This window comes from Streptomyces pristinaespiralis (genome assembly GCF_001278075.1).
Taxonomy (GTDB): domain Bacteria; phylum Actinomycetota; class Actinomycetes; order Streptomycetales; family Streptomycetaceae; genus Streptomyces; species Streptomyces pristinaespiralis.
Genome location: NZ_CP011340.1, coordinates 168,976 through 187,411, shown reverse-complemented (window position 1 = coordinate 187,411; position 18,436 = coordinate 168,976). Strand labels below are relative to the sequence as shown.

Annotated in this window: 17 protein-coding genes; 11 read left to right on the top strand and 6 right to left on the bottom strand. The window is 73.4% G+C overall.

Features of this window, described 5'->3' with window-relative positions; all coding sequences use genetic code 11:
• The first annotated feature begins 6 nt into the window (after positions 1-6).
• The gene (locus SPRI_RS00775; RefSeq protein ID WP_053556617.1) at positions 7-762 is read left to right on the top strand and encodes an SDR family NAD(P)-dependent oxidoreductase; all 756 of its coding nucleotides are present in this window, start codon (positions 7-9) and stop codon (positions 760-762) included.
• Positions 763-1,314: 552 nt separating this feature from the next.
• On the opposite strand, the gene SPRI_RS00770 is transcribed toward SPRI_RS00775, so the two are convergent.
• Entirely contained in the window at positions 1,315-2,190 is an 876-nt protein-coding gene (locus tag SPRI_RS00770; RefSeq protein WP_053556616.1) for an AfsR/SARP family transcriptional regulator, read from the bottom strand.
• A gap of 352 nt (positions 2,191-2,542) precedes the next feature.
• On the opposite strand from SPRI_RS00770, the gene SPRI_RS00765 reads away from it, so the two are divergent.
• A complete protein-coding gene (locus SPRI_RS00765; protein ID WP_005321922.1) occupies positions 2,543-3,760 on the top strand; it encodes an aminotransferase class I/II-fold pyridoxal phosphate-dependent enzyme in 1,218 nt (405 codons plus the stop codon).
• A 46-nt stretch (positions 3,761-3,806) separates the two neighbouring features.
• Entirely contained in the window at positions 3,807-5,042 is a 1,236-nt protein-coding gene (locus SPRI_RS00760) for a beta-ketoacyl-[acyl-carrier-protein] synthase family protein (RefSeq protein ID WP_005321924.1), read from the top strand.
• 27 nt (positions 5,043-5,069) lie between these two features.
• Here SPRI_RS00760 and SPRI_RS00755 read toward each other — a convergent pair whose 3' ends face one another.
• Complete coding sequence (locus SPRI_RS00755) at positions 5,070-6,269, bottom strand: RNA-guided endonuclease InsQ/TnpB family protein (protein ID WP_005321926.1); 1,200 nt, start codon at positions 6,267-6,269, stop codon at positions 5,070-5,072.
• Between the two features lie 155 nt (positions 6,270-6,424).
• Here SPRI_RS00755 and SPRI_RS00750 point away from each other — a divergent pair, with 155 nt between their 5' ends.
• The 6 genes from SPRI_RS00750 (at position 6,425) to SPRI_RS00725 (ending at position 11,570) form a co-directional block, all read left to right on the top strand.
• A complete protein-coding gene (locus tag SPRI_RS00750; RefSeq protein ID WP_238996193.1) occupies positions 6,425-7,243 on the top strand; it encodes a MaoC family dehydratase in 819 nt (272 codons plus the stop codon).
• Complete coding sequence (locus SPRI_RS00745) at positions 7,240-8,574, top strand: AMP-binding protein (RefSeq protein WP_053556615.1); 1,335 nt, start codon at positions 7,240-7,242, stop codon at positions 8,572-8,574. The genes SPRI_RS00750 and SPRI_RS00745 overlap by 4 nt, the downstream gene beginning before the upstream one ends.
• A complete protein-coding gene (locus SPRI_RS00740; protein ID WP_005321933.1) occupies positions 8,571-8,828 on the top strand; it encodes a phosphopantetheine-binding protein in 258 nt (85 codons plus the stop codon). The genes SPRI_RS00745 and SPRI_RS00740 overlap by 4 nt, the downstream gene beginning before the upstream one ends.
• 2 nt (positions 8,829-8,830) lie before the next feature.
• Positions 8,831-9,877 (top strand): anthranilate phosphoribosyltransferase, encoded by a 1,047-nt coding sequence (locus SPRI_RS00735; protein WP_037775639.1) that lies wholly within the window; start codon positions 8,831-8,833, stop codon positions 9,875-9,877.
• A 142-nt stretch (positions 9,878-10,019) separates the two neighbouring features.
• The gene (locus SPRI_RS00730) at positions 10,020-10,394 is read left to right on the top strand and encodes an ectoine synthase (RefSeq protein WP_037775642.1); all 375 of its coding nucleotides are present in this window, start codon (positions 10,020-10,022) and stop codon (positions 10,392-10,394) included.
• 30 nt (positions 10,395-10,424) lie between these two features.
• Complete coding sequence (locus SPRI_RS00725; protein WP_005321939.1) at positions 10,425-11,570, top strand: acyl-CoA dehydrogenase family protein; 1,146 nt, start codon at positions 10,425-10,427, stop codon at positions 11,568-11,570.
• A 31-nt stretch (positions 11,571-11,601) separates the two neighbouring features.
• Here the strand turns inward: SPRI_RS00725 and SPRI_RS00720 are convergent, their stop codons facing one another.
• Positions 11,602-13,014, bottom strand: a complete 1,413-nt coding sequence (locus SPRI_RS00720) for an MGH1-like glycoside hydrolase domain-containing protein (RefSeq protein ID WP_238996268.1) — start codon at positions 13,012-13,014, stop codon at positions 11,602-11,604.
• Between the two features lie 624 nt (positions 13,015-13,638).
• On the opposite strand from SPRI_RS00720, the gene SPRI_RS00715 reads away from it, so the two are divergent.
• Both SPRI_RS00715 and SPRI_RS00710 read left to right on the top strand, forming a co-directional pair.
• Entirely contained in the window at positions 13,639-14,340 is a 702-nt protein-coding gene (locus SPRI_RS00715) for a beta/alpha barrel domain-containing protein (RefSeq protein ID WP_005321952.1), read from the top strand.
• Positions 14,324-15,388 carry an alpha/beta hydrolase gene (locus SPRI_RS00710; protein WP_234020477.1) on the top strand — a complete coding sequence of 355 codons (1,065 nt, stop codon included), beginning with the start codon at positions 14,324-14,326 and terminating at the stop codon, positions 15,386-15,388. The genes SPRI_RS00715 and SPRI_RS00710 overlap by 17 nt, the downstream gene beginning before the upstream one ends.
• Before the next feature lie 107 nt (positions 15,389-15,495).
• On the opposite strand, the gene SPRI_RS00705 is transcribed toward SPRI_RS00710, so the two are convergent.
• The 3 genes from SPRI_RS00705 to SPRI_RS00695 form a co-directional block, all read right to left on the bottom strand.
• Positions 15,496-16,134 carry a DUF6875 domain-containing protein gene (locus tag SPRI_RS00705; protein ID WP_037777431.1) on the bottom strand — a complete coding sequence of 213 codons (639 nt, stop codon included), beginning with the start codon at positions 16,132-16,134 and terminating at the stop codon, positions 15,496-15,498.
• Positions 16,131-16,733, bottom strand: a complete 603-nt coding sequence (locus SPRI_RS00700; protein WP_005321958.1) for a hypothetical protein — start codon at positions 16,731-16,733, stop codon at positions 16,131-16,133. Before SPRI_RS00700 ends, SPRI_RS00705 begins: the two co-directional genes overlap by 4 nt.
• A 227-nt stretch (positions 16,734-16,960) precedes the next feature.
• Positions 16,961-18,340, bottom strand: coding sequence for a pyridoxal phosphate-dependent decarboxylase family protein (locus SPRI_RS00695; protein ID WP_053556614.1), 1,380 nt, complete (start codon positions 18,338-18,340; stop codon positions 16,961-16,963).
• Between the last annotated feature and the right edge of the window lie 96 nt (positions 18,341-18,436).

Genomic DNA, 18,436 nt, shown 5'->3' with positions numbered 1-18,436 from the left:
TATGCGATGAGTAAGGGCCCACAGACCGGAAACCGCCCCGAGCAGCCGGTGGCCCTGGTCACCGGCGCCTCGGGAGGCCTCGGCCAGGCCCTGGCCCTCGAACTGGACGCGCTGGGCTGCCGGGTCGCCGTCCACTACAACAGCTCGAAGGACGCGGCCCGCGCCGTGCAGGACAAACTCACGAACGACTCGGTCCTCGTCAGCGGCGACGTCGGCGACTACGCCGCCGTCACCGCGCTGTACCAGGAGATCGGCGAACGCCTCGGCCCCGTCGACGTCCTCGTCAACAACGGCGCGATCCGCAAGGACGCGCTGATGGCGATGCAGAACCCGGACGACTGGGCCCAGGTCATCCGGACCAACCTGATCGGCTCGTTCCACACCGCCCGCGTCGCCGTTCCGCACATGCTGCGCCAGAGATGGGGCCGCGTCATCAACGTGGTCTCGCCGTCGGGCCTGATCGCGACCGCGGGACAGACGGCGTACTCCGCCTCCAAGGCGGGCCTGATCGGCTTCACCCGCACGCTGGCCGCCGAGTGCGGCCGGCGCGGGGTGACCGTCAACGCCCTCTCCCCGGGCTTCATGATCACCGGCATGACCAAGGACCTCCCCGACCGCGTCGTCGAGGGCATGGAGGACAAGGCCCCCATCCCGCGCTTCGTGACCGTGGAGGAGGTGGCCCGCAGCGCGTCCCTGTTCCTCGACCAGGACTGCATGACGGGCCAGGTGATCAGCATCGACAGCGGCGTCTCCATCACCTGACCACCCCCCGCTGCCCGGCGGCCCGCCGCCCCCCTTCGACCGGGGGGCCGCGGGCCGCTTCCACGTCTCCGCGTGCCCGCGCCGACCCGCCCCCCACGGGCCCGGCCCCGCCCCGCCGCCCGCACTGCGGTGCGCCGCGCATGCCGACGCCGGGTGGCCCGGCACCTGGACGGCGCCGGGCCCGCCCGGCCAGGGACCCGCCACGTCGGCGCCCGCCGCCCGGGCGGGGGCTCGGCCGCCGGTACGGGGGAGTGGAACCGCCGCCACCGGGCCGCGTACCCGGCGGCGTTGTCCCTGGGCCCCAGGGCGGGCCGACGGCTCGAACGGGTCCAGCGCGTCGGCCGTCATCTGCCCGGCGGGGCCCGGCGGACGATGCGGCGAGCTCACCCCCCGGCCTGGGGCCGATTCCACGTCTGCTCGGTCACGGCGGCCGGCGCGGACCGCCGGCTCGCGGGCGGCGAGCCCCCGCCGCCCGCGCTGCGGTGCGCGCGCATGCCGACGCCGGGCGGGCCGGCACCTGGAGGGTGCCGGGCCGCCCGGCGTCGGGGTGGATCAGCGTGCCGGCAGCGGCGCCACCGCGGGCGGTGGTGTCAGTGCCTCGAACGCTCCCATCAGCAGCGGGTCCAGCGCGTCCGCCGTCATCCGCCCCGCAGGGGCCCGCCGGCGCGGGCCGGCGGGTTCGGCGCGCAGGAGCTCCAGATAGGCGGCCTGTGTCTCGGCCGCCGGGTCGATGCCCAGCTCGTCCGCGAGGACCTCCCGCAGCTGCTGGTAGGCGCGCAGCGCGTCCGCCCGGTTGCCCGCTGCGGCGTGCGCCGTCATCCGGCAGCGGTGCGCGCTCTCGCGGAACGGCGCGCGCCGTACCGCCTCGTCGGCGTAGCGCACCGCGTGGTGCTCCGCGCCCAGCGCCGACGAGGACAGGCTCGCCAGCTCCAGTGACATCAGGCGCAGTTCGTCGACCCGCTCACGAACGGCGTTGACCCACTCGCCTTCGTGCGCCGGCAGGAACGAGCCGCGCAGGTTGGACACGGCGCCCGCCGCGAGCTGGTGCGCCACCGCGTGGGCACCGTCCGCGAAGGCCGTCCTCGCTTCCGTCATCGCGGCTTCCGCCGCCTCCAGGTCGACCGCCGCGTCGTCCGGCAGCCGCAGGACGTACCGCCCGCTCTGGGCGATCAGTGGTGTCCCGCCCGGTTTCTGCAGCGGGCCGGTGACATAGGCGCGGACCCGGCTCACCACACTGCGCAGCGCGGACGCCCAGGTGTCGGGCAGTCCTTCCGGCCACACGGTGTCCGCGAGCTGGTCGCGGCTGGTTCCCGACGTTCGCTCCAGTATCAGTCGAGCGAAGGCCACTTGTGCCTGCGCGCTCGACAGGTGCTGGGGCGCCGTCCCGTCGTGTTCGATGGTGACAAGACCTACGAGTCTGATCAGCAACGCTGAGTCCCCCAAGACTTCGGCTGCACGCGGTCATCACACGTGCGGGGGCGCGATTCAGGAAAGGGAGGCCGCGAATTCGCGCCCCGGCTTCGCAGCCAGATCTCTGTTCGTACTCACTTTCCCGTGGATTCGACCGTACCGGCCAATTGTCGCCACATTCAACCGTGGCCAAAAACATACCGGGGGGAATAACTGGGAATCAGCGCCTCCGGTATTCGTTTCGAAGGTCGACTTCCCACGCCACAGCGGTAATTGCGCTGTCGAAATCCGTGTTGCGCCCGCCTTGCGGCCCGGCGCATAGAAAGGACGGCGCGCCTGGACCAACCGAGAAGTGGATGAGGAGACGCACGTGAACGCATCTGGAGGATGGGAACGCCTCGAGCCGAAGCTGGCGGCAACACAGCGCCGCGTCCAGGCACTCGAATGGGAACCCGACCGCCGCAACAGCTTCGTCGCATACACCGTCGAACGCGACAGCGCCTACGCCGACCTCGACGGCCGCCGGCTGCTCATGATGTCCGGCTACAGCTACCTCGGCCTGGCCGGCGACGAACGTGTCGTCGCCGCCGCCAAGGCCGCCGTCGACCTCTACGGCACCGGCAACCACGGCGTGCGCGCCCTGGCCGGATCCATACCCCTGCACGAGGAACTCGAGGCGGAGGTCGCCCGGTTCGCGGACCGCGAGGCGTCCATGGTCTTCGGCTCCGGCTACGCCGCCAACACCGGCACCGTCGGCGGCCTCGTCGGCCCCGGCGACACCGTCTTCATCGACAAGTACGACCACGCCTCCATCGTCGACGGCTGCCGCCTGTCGGGCGCCACCGTCACCCGCTTCCGCCACAACGACGTCGACCACCTCGAGCGCCGGCTGCGCGCCGCGAGCCCCGACGGCGTACGCCTCGTCATCGTCGACAGCGTCTACTCCATGGACGGCGACATCGCCCCCCTGCCCGAACTGCGCAAGGTCTGCGACGAGCACAACGCCCTCCTCATGGTCGACGAGGCCCACGCCCTCGGTGTCATCGGCGCCACCGGCCGCGGCATCGAGGAGCACTTCGACTGGCAGGCCCGGGTCGACGTCAAACTCGGCACCCTCTCCAAGGCCATCCCCTCCATGGGCGGCTGGGTCGCCGGCCCCGCCGAACTCATCGGCCACCTGCGCTACGCCGCACGCCCCTTCCTGTTCTCCGCCGCCCTCGGACCCGCCCAGGCCGCCGCCGCCCTCGAGTCGCTGCGCATCCTGCAGCGCGAACCCGAACGCGTCGCCCACATCCAGCACCAGTCCGCCCGCCTGCGGAAGATCATCAACGCCGAGGGGCTGCGCACCCAGGACAGCGAGACCGCCGTGCTGCCGCTCATCGCCGGCTCCGACGACGCCGCCTACGACCTGGCCACCACCTGCCGCAAGAACGGCGTCATCGGCCTGCCCGTGGTCACCCCCGCCGTCCCCAACGACCTCGCCCGCCTGCGGATCGCGGTCACCGCCCGCCACACCGAGGCCGACATCGACTTCGCGGCCCAGGCGTTCCTCACCTCCGCCCGCGAGTGCGGCATCCTCCCGGCCTGACCCGGCCGGCCCGTACACCCAGGGAAACAGGAACGGGAAACCAACCATGGCAACCTCCACCCCACCCCCGGTCGTGATCACCGGCATCGGCGTGGTCACACCGGCGGGCTGCACCCCGGACGCACTGTGGGCCGCGCTGCGCGCCGGCCGCTCCACCGCCGCCCGCCTCACCCACCTCGACCTCGACCGCCACCGGGTACGGATCGGCTGCCGCGTCAGCGGACTCGACGACGTCGGCCTCGTCGGCGCCAAGGACGCCCGACGGATGGACCCGTTCGCCCTGTACGGAACCACCGCCGCCCTCGCCGCCCACCGCGACGCGGGCGCCCCCGCCCCCGACCCGCACCGCACCGCCGTCGTGGTGGGCAACGCGGTCGGCGGCCGGGCCACCAGCGACCTGGAGTCCGCCCACTTCTCCGAACACGGCCCGCACCGCGTCAACCCGCTGATGCCGCTGATGACGATGCCCAACGCGGCCGCCGCCCAGATCGCCATGCGCCTTTCCTGGACCGGCCCCGCCACCACCATCGCCACCACCTGCGCCAGCGGCGCCGACGCGATCGGCCAGGCCCGGCTGCTGCTGCAGACCCACCGCGCCGACGTGGTCATCGCCGGCGGCTGCGAGTCCACCCTCACCCCCGTCACCCTCGCCGGGTTCGGCAACCTCAACGCCGTGTCCCTGCGCAACGACGAACCCGAGCAGGCCAGCCGCCCCTTCGACGCGGACCGCGACGGCTTCGTGATGGGGGAGGGCGCCGGCTTCGTCGTCCTCGAACGCGCCGACGACGCCCGCGCCAGAGGCGCCCGCCCCTACGCCGAGGTCGCCGGCTACGGCGCCACCTGCGACGCCCACCACCTGTCGATGCCGCTGCCCGACGGCTCCGGCGCCGCCGGCGCCATGACCGCCGCCCTCGCCGACGCCGGCCTCACCCCCGCGGACATCGCCCACATCAACGCCCACGGCACCTCCACACCCCACAACGACCGGGCCGAAGCGGCCGCCCTGGCCAAGGTGTTCGGCACCGGCTGCCCGCCGGTCACCGCACCCAAGGGCGTCCTCGGCCACCTGATCGGCGCCGCCGGCGCCGTCGAGGCCGTCGCCGCCGTCCTCGCCATGCGCGAACGCGAGGTACCGCCCACCGCCAACCACCACCGCCTGGAGCCAGGAATGGACATCGACGTGGTCCACCACCGCCCCCGAACCATCGCCTCCGGGCCCGCCCTGTCGAACTCGTTCGGCTTCGGCGGCCACAACGCCGCCCTGGTGGTGGCGCCGGTTTGACTTCTCCCCTCCTGAAGGAGGGGATTCTCACGGCTCGCGCTGTGAGGGTTTCTGCTTCGTTGCCGACTGCCCCGTCCGGGAGGTCTCCCGTTGAGGTCTTACACCAGCTCCACAGACAGACACGGCCAGCCCGGCCGCCAGAAGATTCTTCGCGGCGTTCACGTCCCGGTCATGGGTCGTGCCGCAGGCACACGTCCAGGTGCGGACGCTCAGCGGCATCCTGCCCTGCAGGGCGCCGCAGTCGGAGCACAGCCTGGAGGAGGGGAACCAGCGGTCCACGGCCACCAGGTTTCGCCCGTACCAGGCACACTTGTACTCCAACATGGTGCGCAGCTCGGACCAGGCCGCATCGCTGATGGCACGGGCGAGGCTGCTGTTCTTGACCATGTTGCGCACGGTCAGGTCCTCGATCACGAGCGTTTGGTTTTCGCGCACGAGTCGAGTGGTCAGTTTGTGCAGGGCGTCACGGCGGCGGTCCGCAATTTGTGCATGAATCCGTGCCACTTTGCGCCGGGCCTTGGCCCGGTTGGTGCCGTTGCCCCTGGACCTGCGGGACAGTGCCCGCTGTGCCTTGGCGAGACGGGAACGGTCACGGCGTTCGTGCCGTGGGTTGGAGATCTTCTCACCGGTGGAGAGCGTCACCAGGTGATGGAGACCAGCGTCGATCCCGACTGCCGCATCCGCCGGCGGGAGCGGCTTGACGCTCGCGTCCTCGCACAGCATGGAAACGAACCAACGTCCAGCACTGTCGCGGGAGACCGTCACGGTGGACGGCCGAGCACCCTGGGGCAGGGGACGGGACCACAAGATGTCCAGCGGCTCGGACATCTTGGCCAGGTACAGCCGCCCGTCCCGGAACCGGAACGCGCTGGATGTGTACTCGGCACTGGCGCGGGACTTTCGCCTGGACTTGAAACGCGGGTACCTGGCCCGCTTGGCGAAGAAGTTGCTGAACGCCGCCTGCAGGTGCCGAAGGCACTGCTGGAGCGGGACGGAAGAGACGTGGTTGAGGTAGGCCAGATCCTCGGTCTTTTTCCACGCGGTCAGCATCGCCGACGTGGCGTTGTAGTTGACCCGCTGCTGCCGCGTCCACGCCTCAGTACGCGCAGCGAGCGCCATGTTGTAGACCTTCCGCACGCATCCGAACGTGCGCAACAGCTCGGCTGCCTGCGCATCGGTCGGGCTGAAGCGGTACTTGAACGCCCGCTTCACAGGGGTGGCCTTCACATCTCACAAATTAGCACTGCAACTTGTGGGCCCCTGCGCGCAGTTGGCCACAGGCAACGATCCGCTCCGGTGGTGAATCGTCCCTTCCTGCCCTGCTCTGCACGAGTCCGTTTCCCCGCCGCTCCGAAGGGCGGAGTGTCTATGGAGGTAACCAGATGACGACGACCCCCGCCCTCGCCCGCACCGCGCAACGCACCGCGAGCGCCGCCGAGATCGACGCCTACCGCACCGCCGTCCGCCCCGGCCTCCCGCCGGCGGCGAGCCGCGACGCCTCACCCGTGCACACCTTCGTCCTCGCCCACACCCTCGCCGACAAGGCCGTGCGCGCCCTCACCGCCGGGGAGGAGAGCACCTCCGTCGTCCACCTCGGCCAGGACATCCGCCTCGAGCGGCCCGTACGGCCCCGCGAACAGGTCACCGTCCAGCTCGACATCACCGGCGCCCGCCGCGAGGCCCGCGGCACCCGCATCGCCGTACGCAGCCGCCTCACCGGCGACGACGGCACCGCCTTCGCCGAACTCACCACCCACGCCCTGCTCCTCGGCGCCAGAGCCACCGAACCGTTCGGCGACATCCCCCCGGCCGCCGCCCCCGGCCCGGCCGGCCCGAACGGCGAACCGGCCACCGCCCGCCACACCCTCACCGAAGAAACGATCCGCGCCTACGCCCACGCCTCCGGCGACCTCAACCCCATCCACCTCGACGCGGAAGCCGCCCGCGCCGCCGGCTTCGACACCGTCATCGCCCACGGCATGAGCGTGGTCGCCCTCGCCCTGGAGGAGATCGCCGACCGCTACGCCGACGGCGACATCACCCGCATCCACGCCCTCGGCGGCCGCTTCTCCGCCCCCGTGGCACCCGGCGTCCCCCTCGACATCACCCTCCAGCCCGACGACACCCGCACCGTGGTGCGCTTCACCTGCCGCACCCCGGGCGGACCCGCCGTCAAAAGCGGCTGGGCCCACCTGCGATGAACACGCCCGCCGGCCTCGTCGCCGGCTTCCTCACCCAGGTGCGCCACCGCCCCGACGCCACCGCCCTGATCCACGGCGGCGAACCCACCACCTACCGCGCCCTGTACGAGGCGGCCGGCCGCGAACGCGAACGCCTCGCGGTCCTGGGCGCGGCGCCCCACGACACCGTCGGCGTCCTCGCCCGCACCTCACCCGCCGCGATCGCCCTCGTCCTGGCCGGCCTGCTGTCCCAGCGCCCCCTCCTGCTGCCCTCCCCGGCCCCCGCCGGACGGCTCGCGGACCTGGCCGCCCAGGCAGGCTGCGCCCGCGTCCTGGTCCCCGCCGGCGAACCACGCCCCGTCCGCCTGCCGCCGTCGGCGGCCGACGCCCTGCCCCGCCCCGCCGGCGAACGGCCCGCCCTGCTGTTCACCACATCCGGCACCACCGCACCGCCCAGGATCGTGCCGCTGGCACGCACGGCCGTGGACCGCTTCACCACCTGGGCCGCCGGCCGCTTCGGCATCGGCCCCGGCACCACCGTCCTCGGCACCGGCCACCTCGCCGCCGCGTCGAGCCTCCTCGACCTGTGGACCCCGCTCGCCGCCGGCGCCACCGTCGTCCTCGCCGAACCGGGCCGGGCCGCGGACGCCGCCGGCCTGCTGGAACTCCTCACCCGCCACGACATCCACCTCGTGGCCGCCCGCCCCACGCTCCACGCACCGCTCACCGACGCCGCCCGCGTCGCCGGCACCACCCTCAGCGGCGTCCGCCACGTCGTGTTCACCGGCCGCGCCCTGCCCGACCGCACCGTCGCCGCGCTGCCGCACCTGCTCCCCGGCGCACGCCTGCACAACCTCTACGGCTGCACCGAGACCAGCCCCAGCCTCGTCCACGAGATCGACACCAGCGCCACCGTCTTCCCGCCCGTCCCCGTCGGCCGGCCCCTGCCCGGCGTGCGGACCCTCCTCATCGGCGCCCCCAGCACACCCGTCCACGGCCCCGGCACCGGCGAACTGTACGTCTCCACCCCCTTCCAGTCGCCCGGCTACCTCGGCCGCGCCCCCCACCGCGACCCCTTCACCACCCACCCGCTGGGCGCCGACGACGGCCGCACCTGGTTCCGCACCGGCGACCTGGTCCGCCGCGACGCCGACGGCCTGCTCCACCTGACCGGTCGCGCCGGCGACACCCGGACCACCGTCCGCGGCAACCGGCACCGCACCGGCACGCCCGCCCCCGCCGTCCGGCGGCCCGCCGCCGCAGGGCGGCCCCCCGCCACCACCCGACGCGCCGGACGCGCCGCGCCCGGCCGACCGCACGAACCGATCCCAGTCCAAGGAAGGACGTCATGAGCCACAACGACACCATCAAGAAGTTCGTCATCGAGGAATTCCTGCCCGACCTTGGTGTCCACGAGCTTGCCGACGACCACGACCTGCTCTCCGACGGCGTCATCGACTCCCTCGGCGTGCTCAAGCTCATCGCCTGGGTCGAGGACCACTTCCAGCTCGCCGTCGGCGACGCCGACCTGGACCCCGACAACTTCCGCAGCGTGCGCGCCATCGACGCCTTCATCGAGGACGCCCGCCAGGGGGTGAACAGCTAGCCATGCATCCCGCGCTCACCGGCCTGCTCGCAGGCGCCCCGGTGACCGAGCGCGAGACCTGGAGATCACTGTGGGACCGGCTCGGTGACGGCACGCTCGAAAAGGAGCAGGCCGTCGCCCTGCTGGCCTCCCTGACCACCAGCCTCCCCGGCCACCAGACCCTTGACGCCCTGCTGGAGTCCCTGCGGGAGCGCAGAACCACGCCCCCGCCCGGCCCCTGGCCCGGCACCGTCAACATCGTCGGCACCGGCGGAGGACCCGCCACCTTCAACATCTCCACCGCCGCCGCCGTCACCGCCGCGGCCACCGGCGTACGGGTCGTCAAGACCGGCTCCCGCGCCTACACCTCCAGCCTCGGCTCCGTCGACCTGCTGGAACGGCTCGGGATCCGCCTGACCGCCTCCTACCGGCAGACCGAGCAGATGCTCGAACAGCACGGCATCGCCTTCGCCGGCCCGTTCGTCTACCCGGCCGAACTGACCCGCCTGGCCCGCACGGTGGCACCGCTCGGCATGAAACCGTTCGGCCGCTTCCTCAACGCGCTCGGCCCCTTCCTCGCCGACCTGCCGGTCACCGCCCAGGTCACCGGCGTCAGCGCCGCCATGCCGCTGCCCGTGCTGCGCGAACTCGCCCGCACGTTCACCGGCCGGCGGATCTGGCTGACCTCCAACGACCAGGGCGCCGACGAACTCCTCGGCTTCGCCGACAACACCGTCCACCTCGACGACGGCAGCGTCCGGCGGCTCCGGCCGGGCGAACTCACCGGCCCCGGCGGCACGTTCGACGCCCTGCGCCCCGTGCCGCCCGCCGACGCCGCGGACCACTTCCTCGCCGTCCTCGCCGGCACCGCCCACCCCGCCGCCACCGACACCGTGTGCCTCAACGCCGCGGCCCTCGTCCTCGCCGCCGGCCCTTCGGGCGACTGGCCGAGCGCACTCGCCGCCACCCGCGAGGCCGTCGCCTCGGGCGCCGCCCGCGCCCTGGCCGACCGGCTGCGCACCGCACCGCGCAGCCCCGTCCCGGCGGCGGGCACACCCGCCGCCCGATGAACCCGCCGCATCCGCGGCGCCCCCATGCCTCCCCGCCGGCCGCCGGCCGCGGGGCCGGGACACGAGCAGTGGCCGCCGGCCACCCCCGGGTCCTTCCCAGCGTGCGGCACCTCGCCGCACACGACCCAGATCGGAGTTGACCATGATCATTCGCGACATCGAGGACGTGAAGACCGTCGACTGGGGCAACGGAGTCAGCCGCCGATTCCTCCTCGCCTCCGACGGCGTCGGCTACTCGCTCACCGACACCGTCGTCCTGGCCGGCACCAAGTCCCGCCTCGAGTACCGCAACCACCTCGAGGCCTGCTACTGCATCGCCGGCTCCGGAGAGGTCATCGAGCTCGACGGCACCTCCCACCCCATCACCCCGGGCCGCATGTACGCGCTCGACCAGCACGACGCCCACTACCTGGTGGCCAGCCCCCACGAGGACCTGCGGCTCGTGTGCGTCTTCAGCCCGGCGCTCAACGGCGACGAGACCCACAGTCTCGACGAGCACGTCTCCTCCGCGTACTGATGACGCGAAAACCGTGAAGGCGGTCAACCAGTGATCCGATGGAACACCGAGCAGACCGAGTTCCGCGAAGGTCTGGCACGGTGGGGTGAGGCGCTCAGCGCCGACCACATAGAACTGGACGAGCAGGCCACGTTCTCCTGGGACAAGTGGAAACTGATCCAGAAGACCGGCATCCTCGCCCTGCCCTTCGAGGAGGAACACGGCGGCCTCGGCCAGTCCCTCCTCACCACCATGTACGTCCTCGAAGGACTCGGGGAACACTGCCAGGACGCCGGCCTGAACTTCTCGGTGACCACCACCCTGGCCAGCACCGGCATCCCCCTCACCCGGTTCGGCACGCCCGAACAGAAAGAGAGGTACCTGCCCCTGATCTCCTCGGGCGAGGCGATCGGCGCCCACGCCATCACCGAGTCCGAGGGCGGCTCGGACGCGATGGCGATGACCACCCGCGCCGAACGCGACGGCGACCACTTCGTGCTGAACGGCAGCAAGACGTTCGTCAGCAACGGTCCCGTCGCCGACGTGTTCGTCGTCTACGCCCGCACCCGCCCCGACGGCGGAGCGCTCGGTGTCAGCGCGTTCCTCGTGGACCGCGACACCCCCGGCCTCACCGTCGGAAAGCCGATCAAGAAAATGGGCCTGCGGACCTCGCCGTTGAGCGAGCTCTACTTCGACGACTGCCGGATCCCGAGGACCCGTGTCCTCGGCCGGGTCGGCGGCGGGTTCATCGTCCTCGACCACGTGATGAAACGGGAGGTCCTGTTCTCCTTCGTCGTCAACGCGGGCGAGATGCAGCACCGGCTGGACCGCTGCCTCGAGTACGCGAAGACCCGCCGTTCCTTCGGCAAACCCATCGGCTCCCACCAATCGATCGCCAACAAGATCGTCGATACCAAGATCGGCCTGGAGACAGCCCGCAAATGGCTGTACGACACCGCCCAGCGCCTCGACGACGGCGAGAACGTCACCATCGACCTGGCCATTGCCAAACTCCTCACCAGCCAGGCCAACGTGGCCAGTTCCCTGGCCGCCGTGCAGATCTTCGGCGGGCACGGATACATGTCCGAGTACGGGCTCGAGCAGGGCGTGCGCAACGCGGTCGGCGGCACGATCTACTCGGGCACCAACGAGATCCAGTACAACCGCATCGCCTCGATGCTCGGCCTGGGCACGTGACACCGTCCCCGCCCTCCGGGGCGGGGAACCGTCACCCGCCGGCCTTTGCCACCGCGGCCGCCGCACCGGCCGCGGTACCGGCCTGCGCCTCCGCGGCCCGGCCGGTGCGGGCCAGCAGATCGAGGACGACGGCGGCGGTCCAGCTGAAGCCGGTCGCCCCGCGCGCCTGCCCGGTGTGCGGATCGACGTACTCGGCGAAACCGGAACCACCGGCGGAGGCGAGCACCGCCTGCTCCAGGGCGTCGGCCAGGCCGGTCTCGCCGTGCTGCCGCAGCCCCCGCTCCAGGAGCCAGTTCACGTTGAACCAGGCCGGCCCGCGCCAGTAGCGGGACGCGTCGAAGGCCCGGCCGCGCAGGTCGTAGCTGGGCACCAGCCCACAGGCCGTACCGAGCCCGAAATGCGGCCCCGTCATGGTGCGCACCAACGCCTGCGCGACGGGCCCGGGAAGCGAGGGAAGCGCCAGCGGCAGCAGACCGGTGACGCTCCTGTCACGCACCAGGGTGCCGGTGCGCACGTCCCGGCACAGGAACAGCCCGGCCTCCTCGTCCCACAGCCGCTCCACCAGCGCGGCGGTCAGACGCCGCGCCCGGGACCGGTGCGGTGCGGCGTCCCGCCCCAGCTCGCCGGCGATGGCCGCCAGGGCGTTCTCCGACAGGGCGAGCAGCGCGTTGAACCCGGGGTCCTCGACGACGAACGCGTGCTCCGTGCCCGCGTCGCGGTAGCCGTGGTCCCGGTAGTGCGCGGCCAGCGCGACATAGCGGCCGTAGTCCAGATCGGTGGGCCGGTCCGCACGGTCGCCGTGCCCGAGGTCGGCCCGTCGGAAGGAGCCGGCCGGGGCCGGCTCCACACGGTCGAGGGGCTCGTCCCAGCAGGGGCTGTTGTCCATGCCGGGCTCCCACGGGTGGAGCACGGCAGCCAGCCCGTCGCCGCCGAAGTCGCGGCAGCGCCGCAGATAGTCGTGCCAGGCCACCAGCGCCGGCCAGGCGCGCTCCAGGAAGCCCCGGCGGCGCGAGAGGTCCGGATCGCTGCGGTGGACCAGCCAGGCGGCCAGCGCGTGCACGGGCGGCTGCACGATGCCGGACGTCTCGGTCGCGGCGGGGGCGCCCGCCGCCCGTCCCGCCGTGGAGGACCGCCAGAAGTCGGGGCTCGGGAAGTACGCCCCGAGCGGCACGGCCGGGTTGAAGACGATGTGCGGGACGCGTCCGTCGTCCCACTGGGCGGCCAGCAGCGTCTCCAGTTCGCGCTGGGCACGCTCGGGCGACAGATGACGCAGCCCGATGGCGATGAACGCCGAGTCCCAGCTCCACTGGTGCGGATACAGGGCGGGGGAGGGGACGGTCGAAGCTCCCGTCCAGTTGCCCAGCAGCACCTCGGCGGCCCGCCGGCGCAGCTCCTCGAGCCCGGCGGCCGGGGCGGTCTGCGACGGCCCGGTCTGCGGCGGGATCCCGGTCTGCGACGGCCCGGTCTGCGGAGGCTCGGTCTGCGACGGCCCGGTGACCTGCGGGGGGCCGGCCTGCGGCGGGACGAGAGCGCTGCGCGGCCTGGAAGCGTCGACGGGAAGCTCACCGGGCGGCCGGGGCGCCTTGGGAGCGGCCTGCCCGGGAACGAGCGGGCCGCGGACGCGTTCCACCAGGGAGCTCCAGATGCTCGGGACCGCACACAGCGGAGGACAGCGACAGGGTATGCGTCGCCCCCGCGGGAAATCACCACCCCCGCACAGTGACATTCCCGACATAAGCGCCCCGCGGGTGCACGGTCCGCCCCTCACGCCCCGGGCGGCCCGCCCGCGCGTCCGGCCGGGGCACCACGCGCCCCGCAACGCCGGCGCAACACCTCGGCCCCCCACCCCGCCCGCACCCCCCGCGCGCCGGGCGGACAGGCCCGCGGCCCCCTTGCACCCCGCTTGCCCCCGGCGCGCTTTGCTGCCCTGAAGGCGCCCGGCCGCTCCGGCGCACCGCCCGCGCCCTCCACCGGCACTGCGCCCCCGCTCATGTGCGCCGGTCCACCCTGCCTTCCGGGCGGCCGGGCCGGCGCACCGCACCGCACCTCTCGCACGCGAAGGAGCACCATGACGTCGTCCCGCTTCATCGAAGCCCTGCTCGGCGCCGAACGCCCCCTGGTCATGGAGGTCAAGCGGCGCGACGCGCACGGCATCGACCTCATGTCGGGCCGCACCCCCGCCGACATCGTCGCCGGCTACGAGGCCGCCGGCGCCCCCTGCATCTCCGTGGTCACCGGACGCTGGTTCGGCGGCACCCCCGACCTGCTGCGCGACGTCGCCCGGCTCACCGAACTCCCGCTGCTCCAGAAGGACTTCATCACCCGCCGCGACCAGCTCGAGACCGCCAGGGCCCTCGGCGCGTCCGCCGTGCTGCTCACCGCCGCCCTGCTGCCCGCCTCCAGCATGCGCTCCCTGGTCACCGCGGCCCTGCGCACCGGCCTCACCCCGTTCGTCGAGATCACCGGCGAGGCCGAGCTCGAACACGTCCCGCACGCCGACGAGTGCGTGATCGCCGTCAACAACAAGGACATCAAGACCCGCGAACAGGACAGTGGCGACATCGGCCGCAGCCTGGCCCTGCTGCCCGCCCTGACCGCCGCCGGCACCCCCTGCCCGGTCAGCGCCAGCGCGATCGACACCCCCGAGACCGCCGCCCGCCTGCTGCGGGCCGGCTACCGGGGCCTGCTCATCGCCACCGCCCTGCTGCGCACCGAGGACCTGCACGCCTGGCCCACCGTCAGCGGCACCCGCCATGCCCCGGCCGCCTGAACCGCCCCCCGCCGCGCCCGCGCCGCCCCGGGCGGCAGCCACCCCCGTACCCGCGCCGTCCCGGGTCCCGGCGACGCCCGCGCCCGCCCCGCTACGGCCGGCCACTCCCGTACCCGCCGCCCGGCCGGGGCCGGAGGCCCCCGCGGACCGGACCGCCGCGGATCAGGGCGTCGCGGACGGGACCGCCGCGGACCAGGGCGTGCGGATCGAGGAGATCACCCTCGACGCCGGCGCCCTTCAGCTGTCCGCCCTGTACGCGAGACCCCACCCGGCCGCCGGGGAGCCACGGGCCGTCGTCGTCGCCGTCCACGGGCTCGGCATGCACGCCCGCTACTTCCACTCGCCCGCCCACCCCGACCTGTCGCTGCTCACCCTCGCCGCGCGTCTCGGCCACCCGGTCCTCGCCGTCGACCGCCCCGGCCACGGCCGCCTCGGCCACCGCCACCCGGACGGCCAGCCGCTCGCCGAGCAGTCCGCCACCCTGCACCGGGCCCTCGCCGCGTTCGCCCGCGAACACCCCACCGGCGCCGGTTTCTTCCTCCTCGCCCACTCCTACGGCGGAAAGCTCGCCCTGCACGCCGCGGCCGACGACACCGCCGGCACCCTGATCGGCCTCGACATCTCCGGCCTCGGCCACCACTACGCCCCCGCCGCCCGTGGCTTCCCCGCCACCCTCGGCGGCGGCGCCTGGGGCCTCAACTGGGGCCCCATGCACCTCTATCCGCCCGGCACCTTCCAGGGCGCCCGCGCCCTGATGGCCCGTACCCCGCGCCACGAGGAACACGACCCCGGCCCGCCCTGGCCGCTGCGCTACCGGCAGCTCGCCCCCCGCGTGCGGGTCCCCGTACGCCTCACCTTCGCCGAGCACGAACAGTGGTGGCACACCGACGACGCCGCCCTCACCGCGATGGCCGCCCGCCTCAGCGCCTCGCCCCGGGTCCGCGTCGACCGCCAGGACGCGGCCGGCCACAACATCAGCCTCGGCTGGGCCGCCCGCCCCTACCATCTGCGGGCCCTCGCCTTCCTCGAGGAGTGCCTGCGCCCCTGACCGGGCCGTCGGGGCATGCCCGCCCGTGCCTGACCGCCTCGCCCGCGCACGACGCTGCCCCGGCCCCCCTGTCACAGGGGGCCGGGGCAGCAGCGTGTGCCGACCGGTCAGGACACCACCCGGTTCACCAGCTCGTCCCGCATCCGCGCCGGTATGCCCGGCGCGAACTGCCGCAGATAGTGCGACAGATGCAGGTCCGTGTTCACCAGGAACGGCAGGTCGAACACCAGCAGCCGGCGCACCGCCAGCAGCGGCACCGGCGAACGCAACGGCCGGAAGTCCTCGTTCCACAGGCCCGGTTCCGCGCACACCGGATGGAACTGGCCGATCATCAGCCCCTCGGCGACGAACTCGTCCTTCGCCGCCCGCTGGAGCGCGTCCAGCGGCGCCGAGTCCGTGCGGTCCAGACGCGGCAGGACCATCAGCAGCGTGAGCAGCTCCCGCTCCTCCGTGTCCAGGTCCACCGCCAGCTTCTCGTACCAGACCCGCAGATGCGCCACCGCGTCCGCGAGCCCGGCCCGGTCCGTCCCCGCCGCCGGCACGGCCAGCAGGAACAGGTCACGGCGCAGCGACGGCTGCGTGTACGGGCACACGGGGCCGCTGCGGCCCAGCGCCGGATGCCCGCTCACCAGGAACTCGCGACTCCACTCCAGCACCTCCCGCAGCGGCCCGGCATGCTCCGGAGGCACCATGTCCTGCTCCACCTCGGAGGGGGAGTAGATCCTCAGCGTCTCGTCGCCCCTCATCGCGGGTCCCTCCACAGCGGCTCCAGCGACGGCCCGCCGTCCGGCAGGGTGAGCGCCGGCCCGGCCGGGGTGAAGCCGTGCCGCAGACACGCCGCCCGCCCGCCGGGAGAACTCGCCTCCGCGTACACACCCACGCCCCGCGCGTCCGCCCACGACGTCACCTCACCCACCAGCGACGACAGCACACCGGCGCCGCGCGCCCGGGGGGACACCGCGCCGAACGCCAGGTAGTAGTGCGGCCGGCCCACCGGATGGTGCTCCGCCTGCAGCGCGCTGATCACCGACAGCCGGGCCGCGTCCTCGCCCAGCACCTCGGCGAACTGCCGCCCGTAGGCGTCATGGTGCCGCTCCACCTCCTCCCAGCCGCCCGGCGGCAGGAAGGTCATCACCGCGTCCCGCCCGGCGGTGGTGCGCACCGCGTCGAACGCGAACGACATGGAAAGGAACACCCGGAAGAAGCCGGGCAGCACCGCGGCGCGGCGCCCGTCGTCGGGAACGATCCACCGGGTGAGGGGATCATCGAAGAAGGCATCGGCCAGCAGCGCGGCCAGCACATCGGAATCGGCCCGCGACGCGGGCCTCCCGACACGTGCCGGCACCACCGGAACTGTTGACGAGGACAAGGGACCCATCCCTCCAAAGAGAACGGCGCCGGCCGTCCGCGCCCCGCACGCCCCGCACCGCGGGCCCGGCCGGGCTCACGGGCCCGGCCGCCCGCCCGCCGCGCCGCCGGCGCAGGGCACGGCGAAGCCGTGCCCGCACCCGCGCATCACGGAGGGCGGCACCAGATCCCCGCTCGCCGGCGGACCGGCCCGCGGCCAGGGGCCTACTGTCTCCCGGCGGCCAGGGCGGCCAGCTGCTCCACCCTGGCGTGGAGCCGGTCGAGACGGAGCTCGGCCTCCGGCTTTATCAGGACACTGCGCATCACCCGCGCCGCACCGGCGTCCCGCACAACCCGCGGATGACGCCGGGCGAACGCGTCGGCGTCCGCGCGCAGCACACTCAGGAACACCGGATCGTCGGCCGCGTACATGCCCTCGTGCAGCAGCCGCTCACAGGCCGCGTCGACCGACAGCAGCGAGAACGGCCGCACCGCGGGCACGTACGTGACGATGTCGAGATCCGGACGCTGGTACAGCTCCAGCACGTCGGAGCCGGCCAGCAGGTCCGCCCAGCGGAGCGCCGCCCGGCGGCCGGCGGCGAGTATCTCGCCGAAGCCCTCCCGGTTCAGCGGCAGCAGCTGCAGCGTCAGCCACAGACCGGCCGCCGCCGCGCCCGCGCGCGAGCACTCCAGGCTGATCTCGCCCAGATGCAGCTCCGCCTGCGTGAAGTAGGTGTAGGGGGAGTCGTGCGCGAAATGCCGGCCGGCCCCCGGGTCGTTGAACAGCACCGCCCCGCAGCCGTAGGGCTGCAGGCCGTGCTTGTGCGGGTCGACCACCACCGAGTCGCACCCGGCCACCGCCGCCCACGGCCGCGGGTCCAGGCCCACCGGGTCCACGGAACGGCCCAGCAGCGCGAAGAAGCCGCCGTACGCCGCGTCCACATGCACCCGCGCCCCGTGGCGGCGCGCCATCGGCAGCACCTCGTGCACCTCGTCGACCGCGCCCAGCCCCGTCGTCCCCAGCGTCACCACCACGGTCCCGACACGGCCCGTCGCCAGCAGCCGCTCCAGCGCCTCGAGGTCGATCCGGCCCCGCGCGTCGACGGGCACCCGGTGGCCCTCCATGCCCAGCACATGGCACATCCGCTCATGCGTGTAATGACACTCGGAGCTGTAGGCGACACCCCGGCCCGGATGGGACTCGCGCGCCACGTACAGCGCCTCCAGGTTCGCCATCGTGCCGCTGGTCGTCAGATGACCCAGCGGATCCTTGAGACCGAACATCGCACCGAGCGAGGCGACGCACTCGCGTTCCATCTCGGTGGTCGCCGGACCGCCCTCCGCGGCATGGTTGTTGGGGTTGAACAGCATCGCCGTCACATAGCCGACGACGGCCGCCGGATGCGGCGCCTTGACCATCTGCCCCGCGTACGACGGGTGGAAGAACGGATAGTTGTCGTCCAGCCGCTTGGCGAACCGCTCGAAGACCGGCGCGAACGCCGCGTCGTCGATCCGGTGGCTGGGGTGGGGCGTGAACGGGCCGAACCGCTCCCCGAACCGCTCGAAGACGTCCACCGCACGCGGAAGCCAGTACCGAAGATCCACGACAACGTCCTCCCAGGGCGGCACGACCGACGCCCCAGGTATACGGACAGCGGCGCAACGCCCCCGCAACGCGGGGCCCCGGGCCGGCTGCCGGGA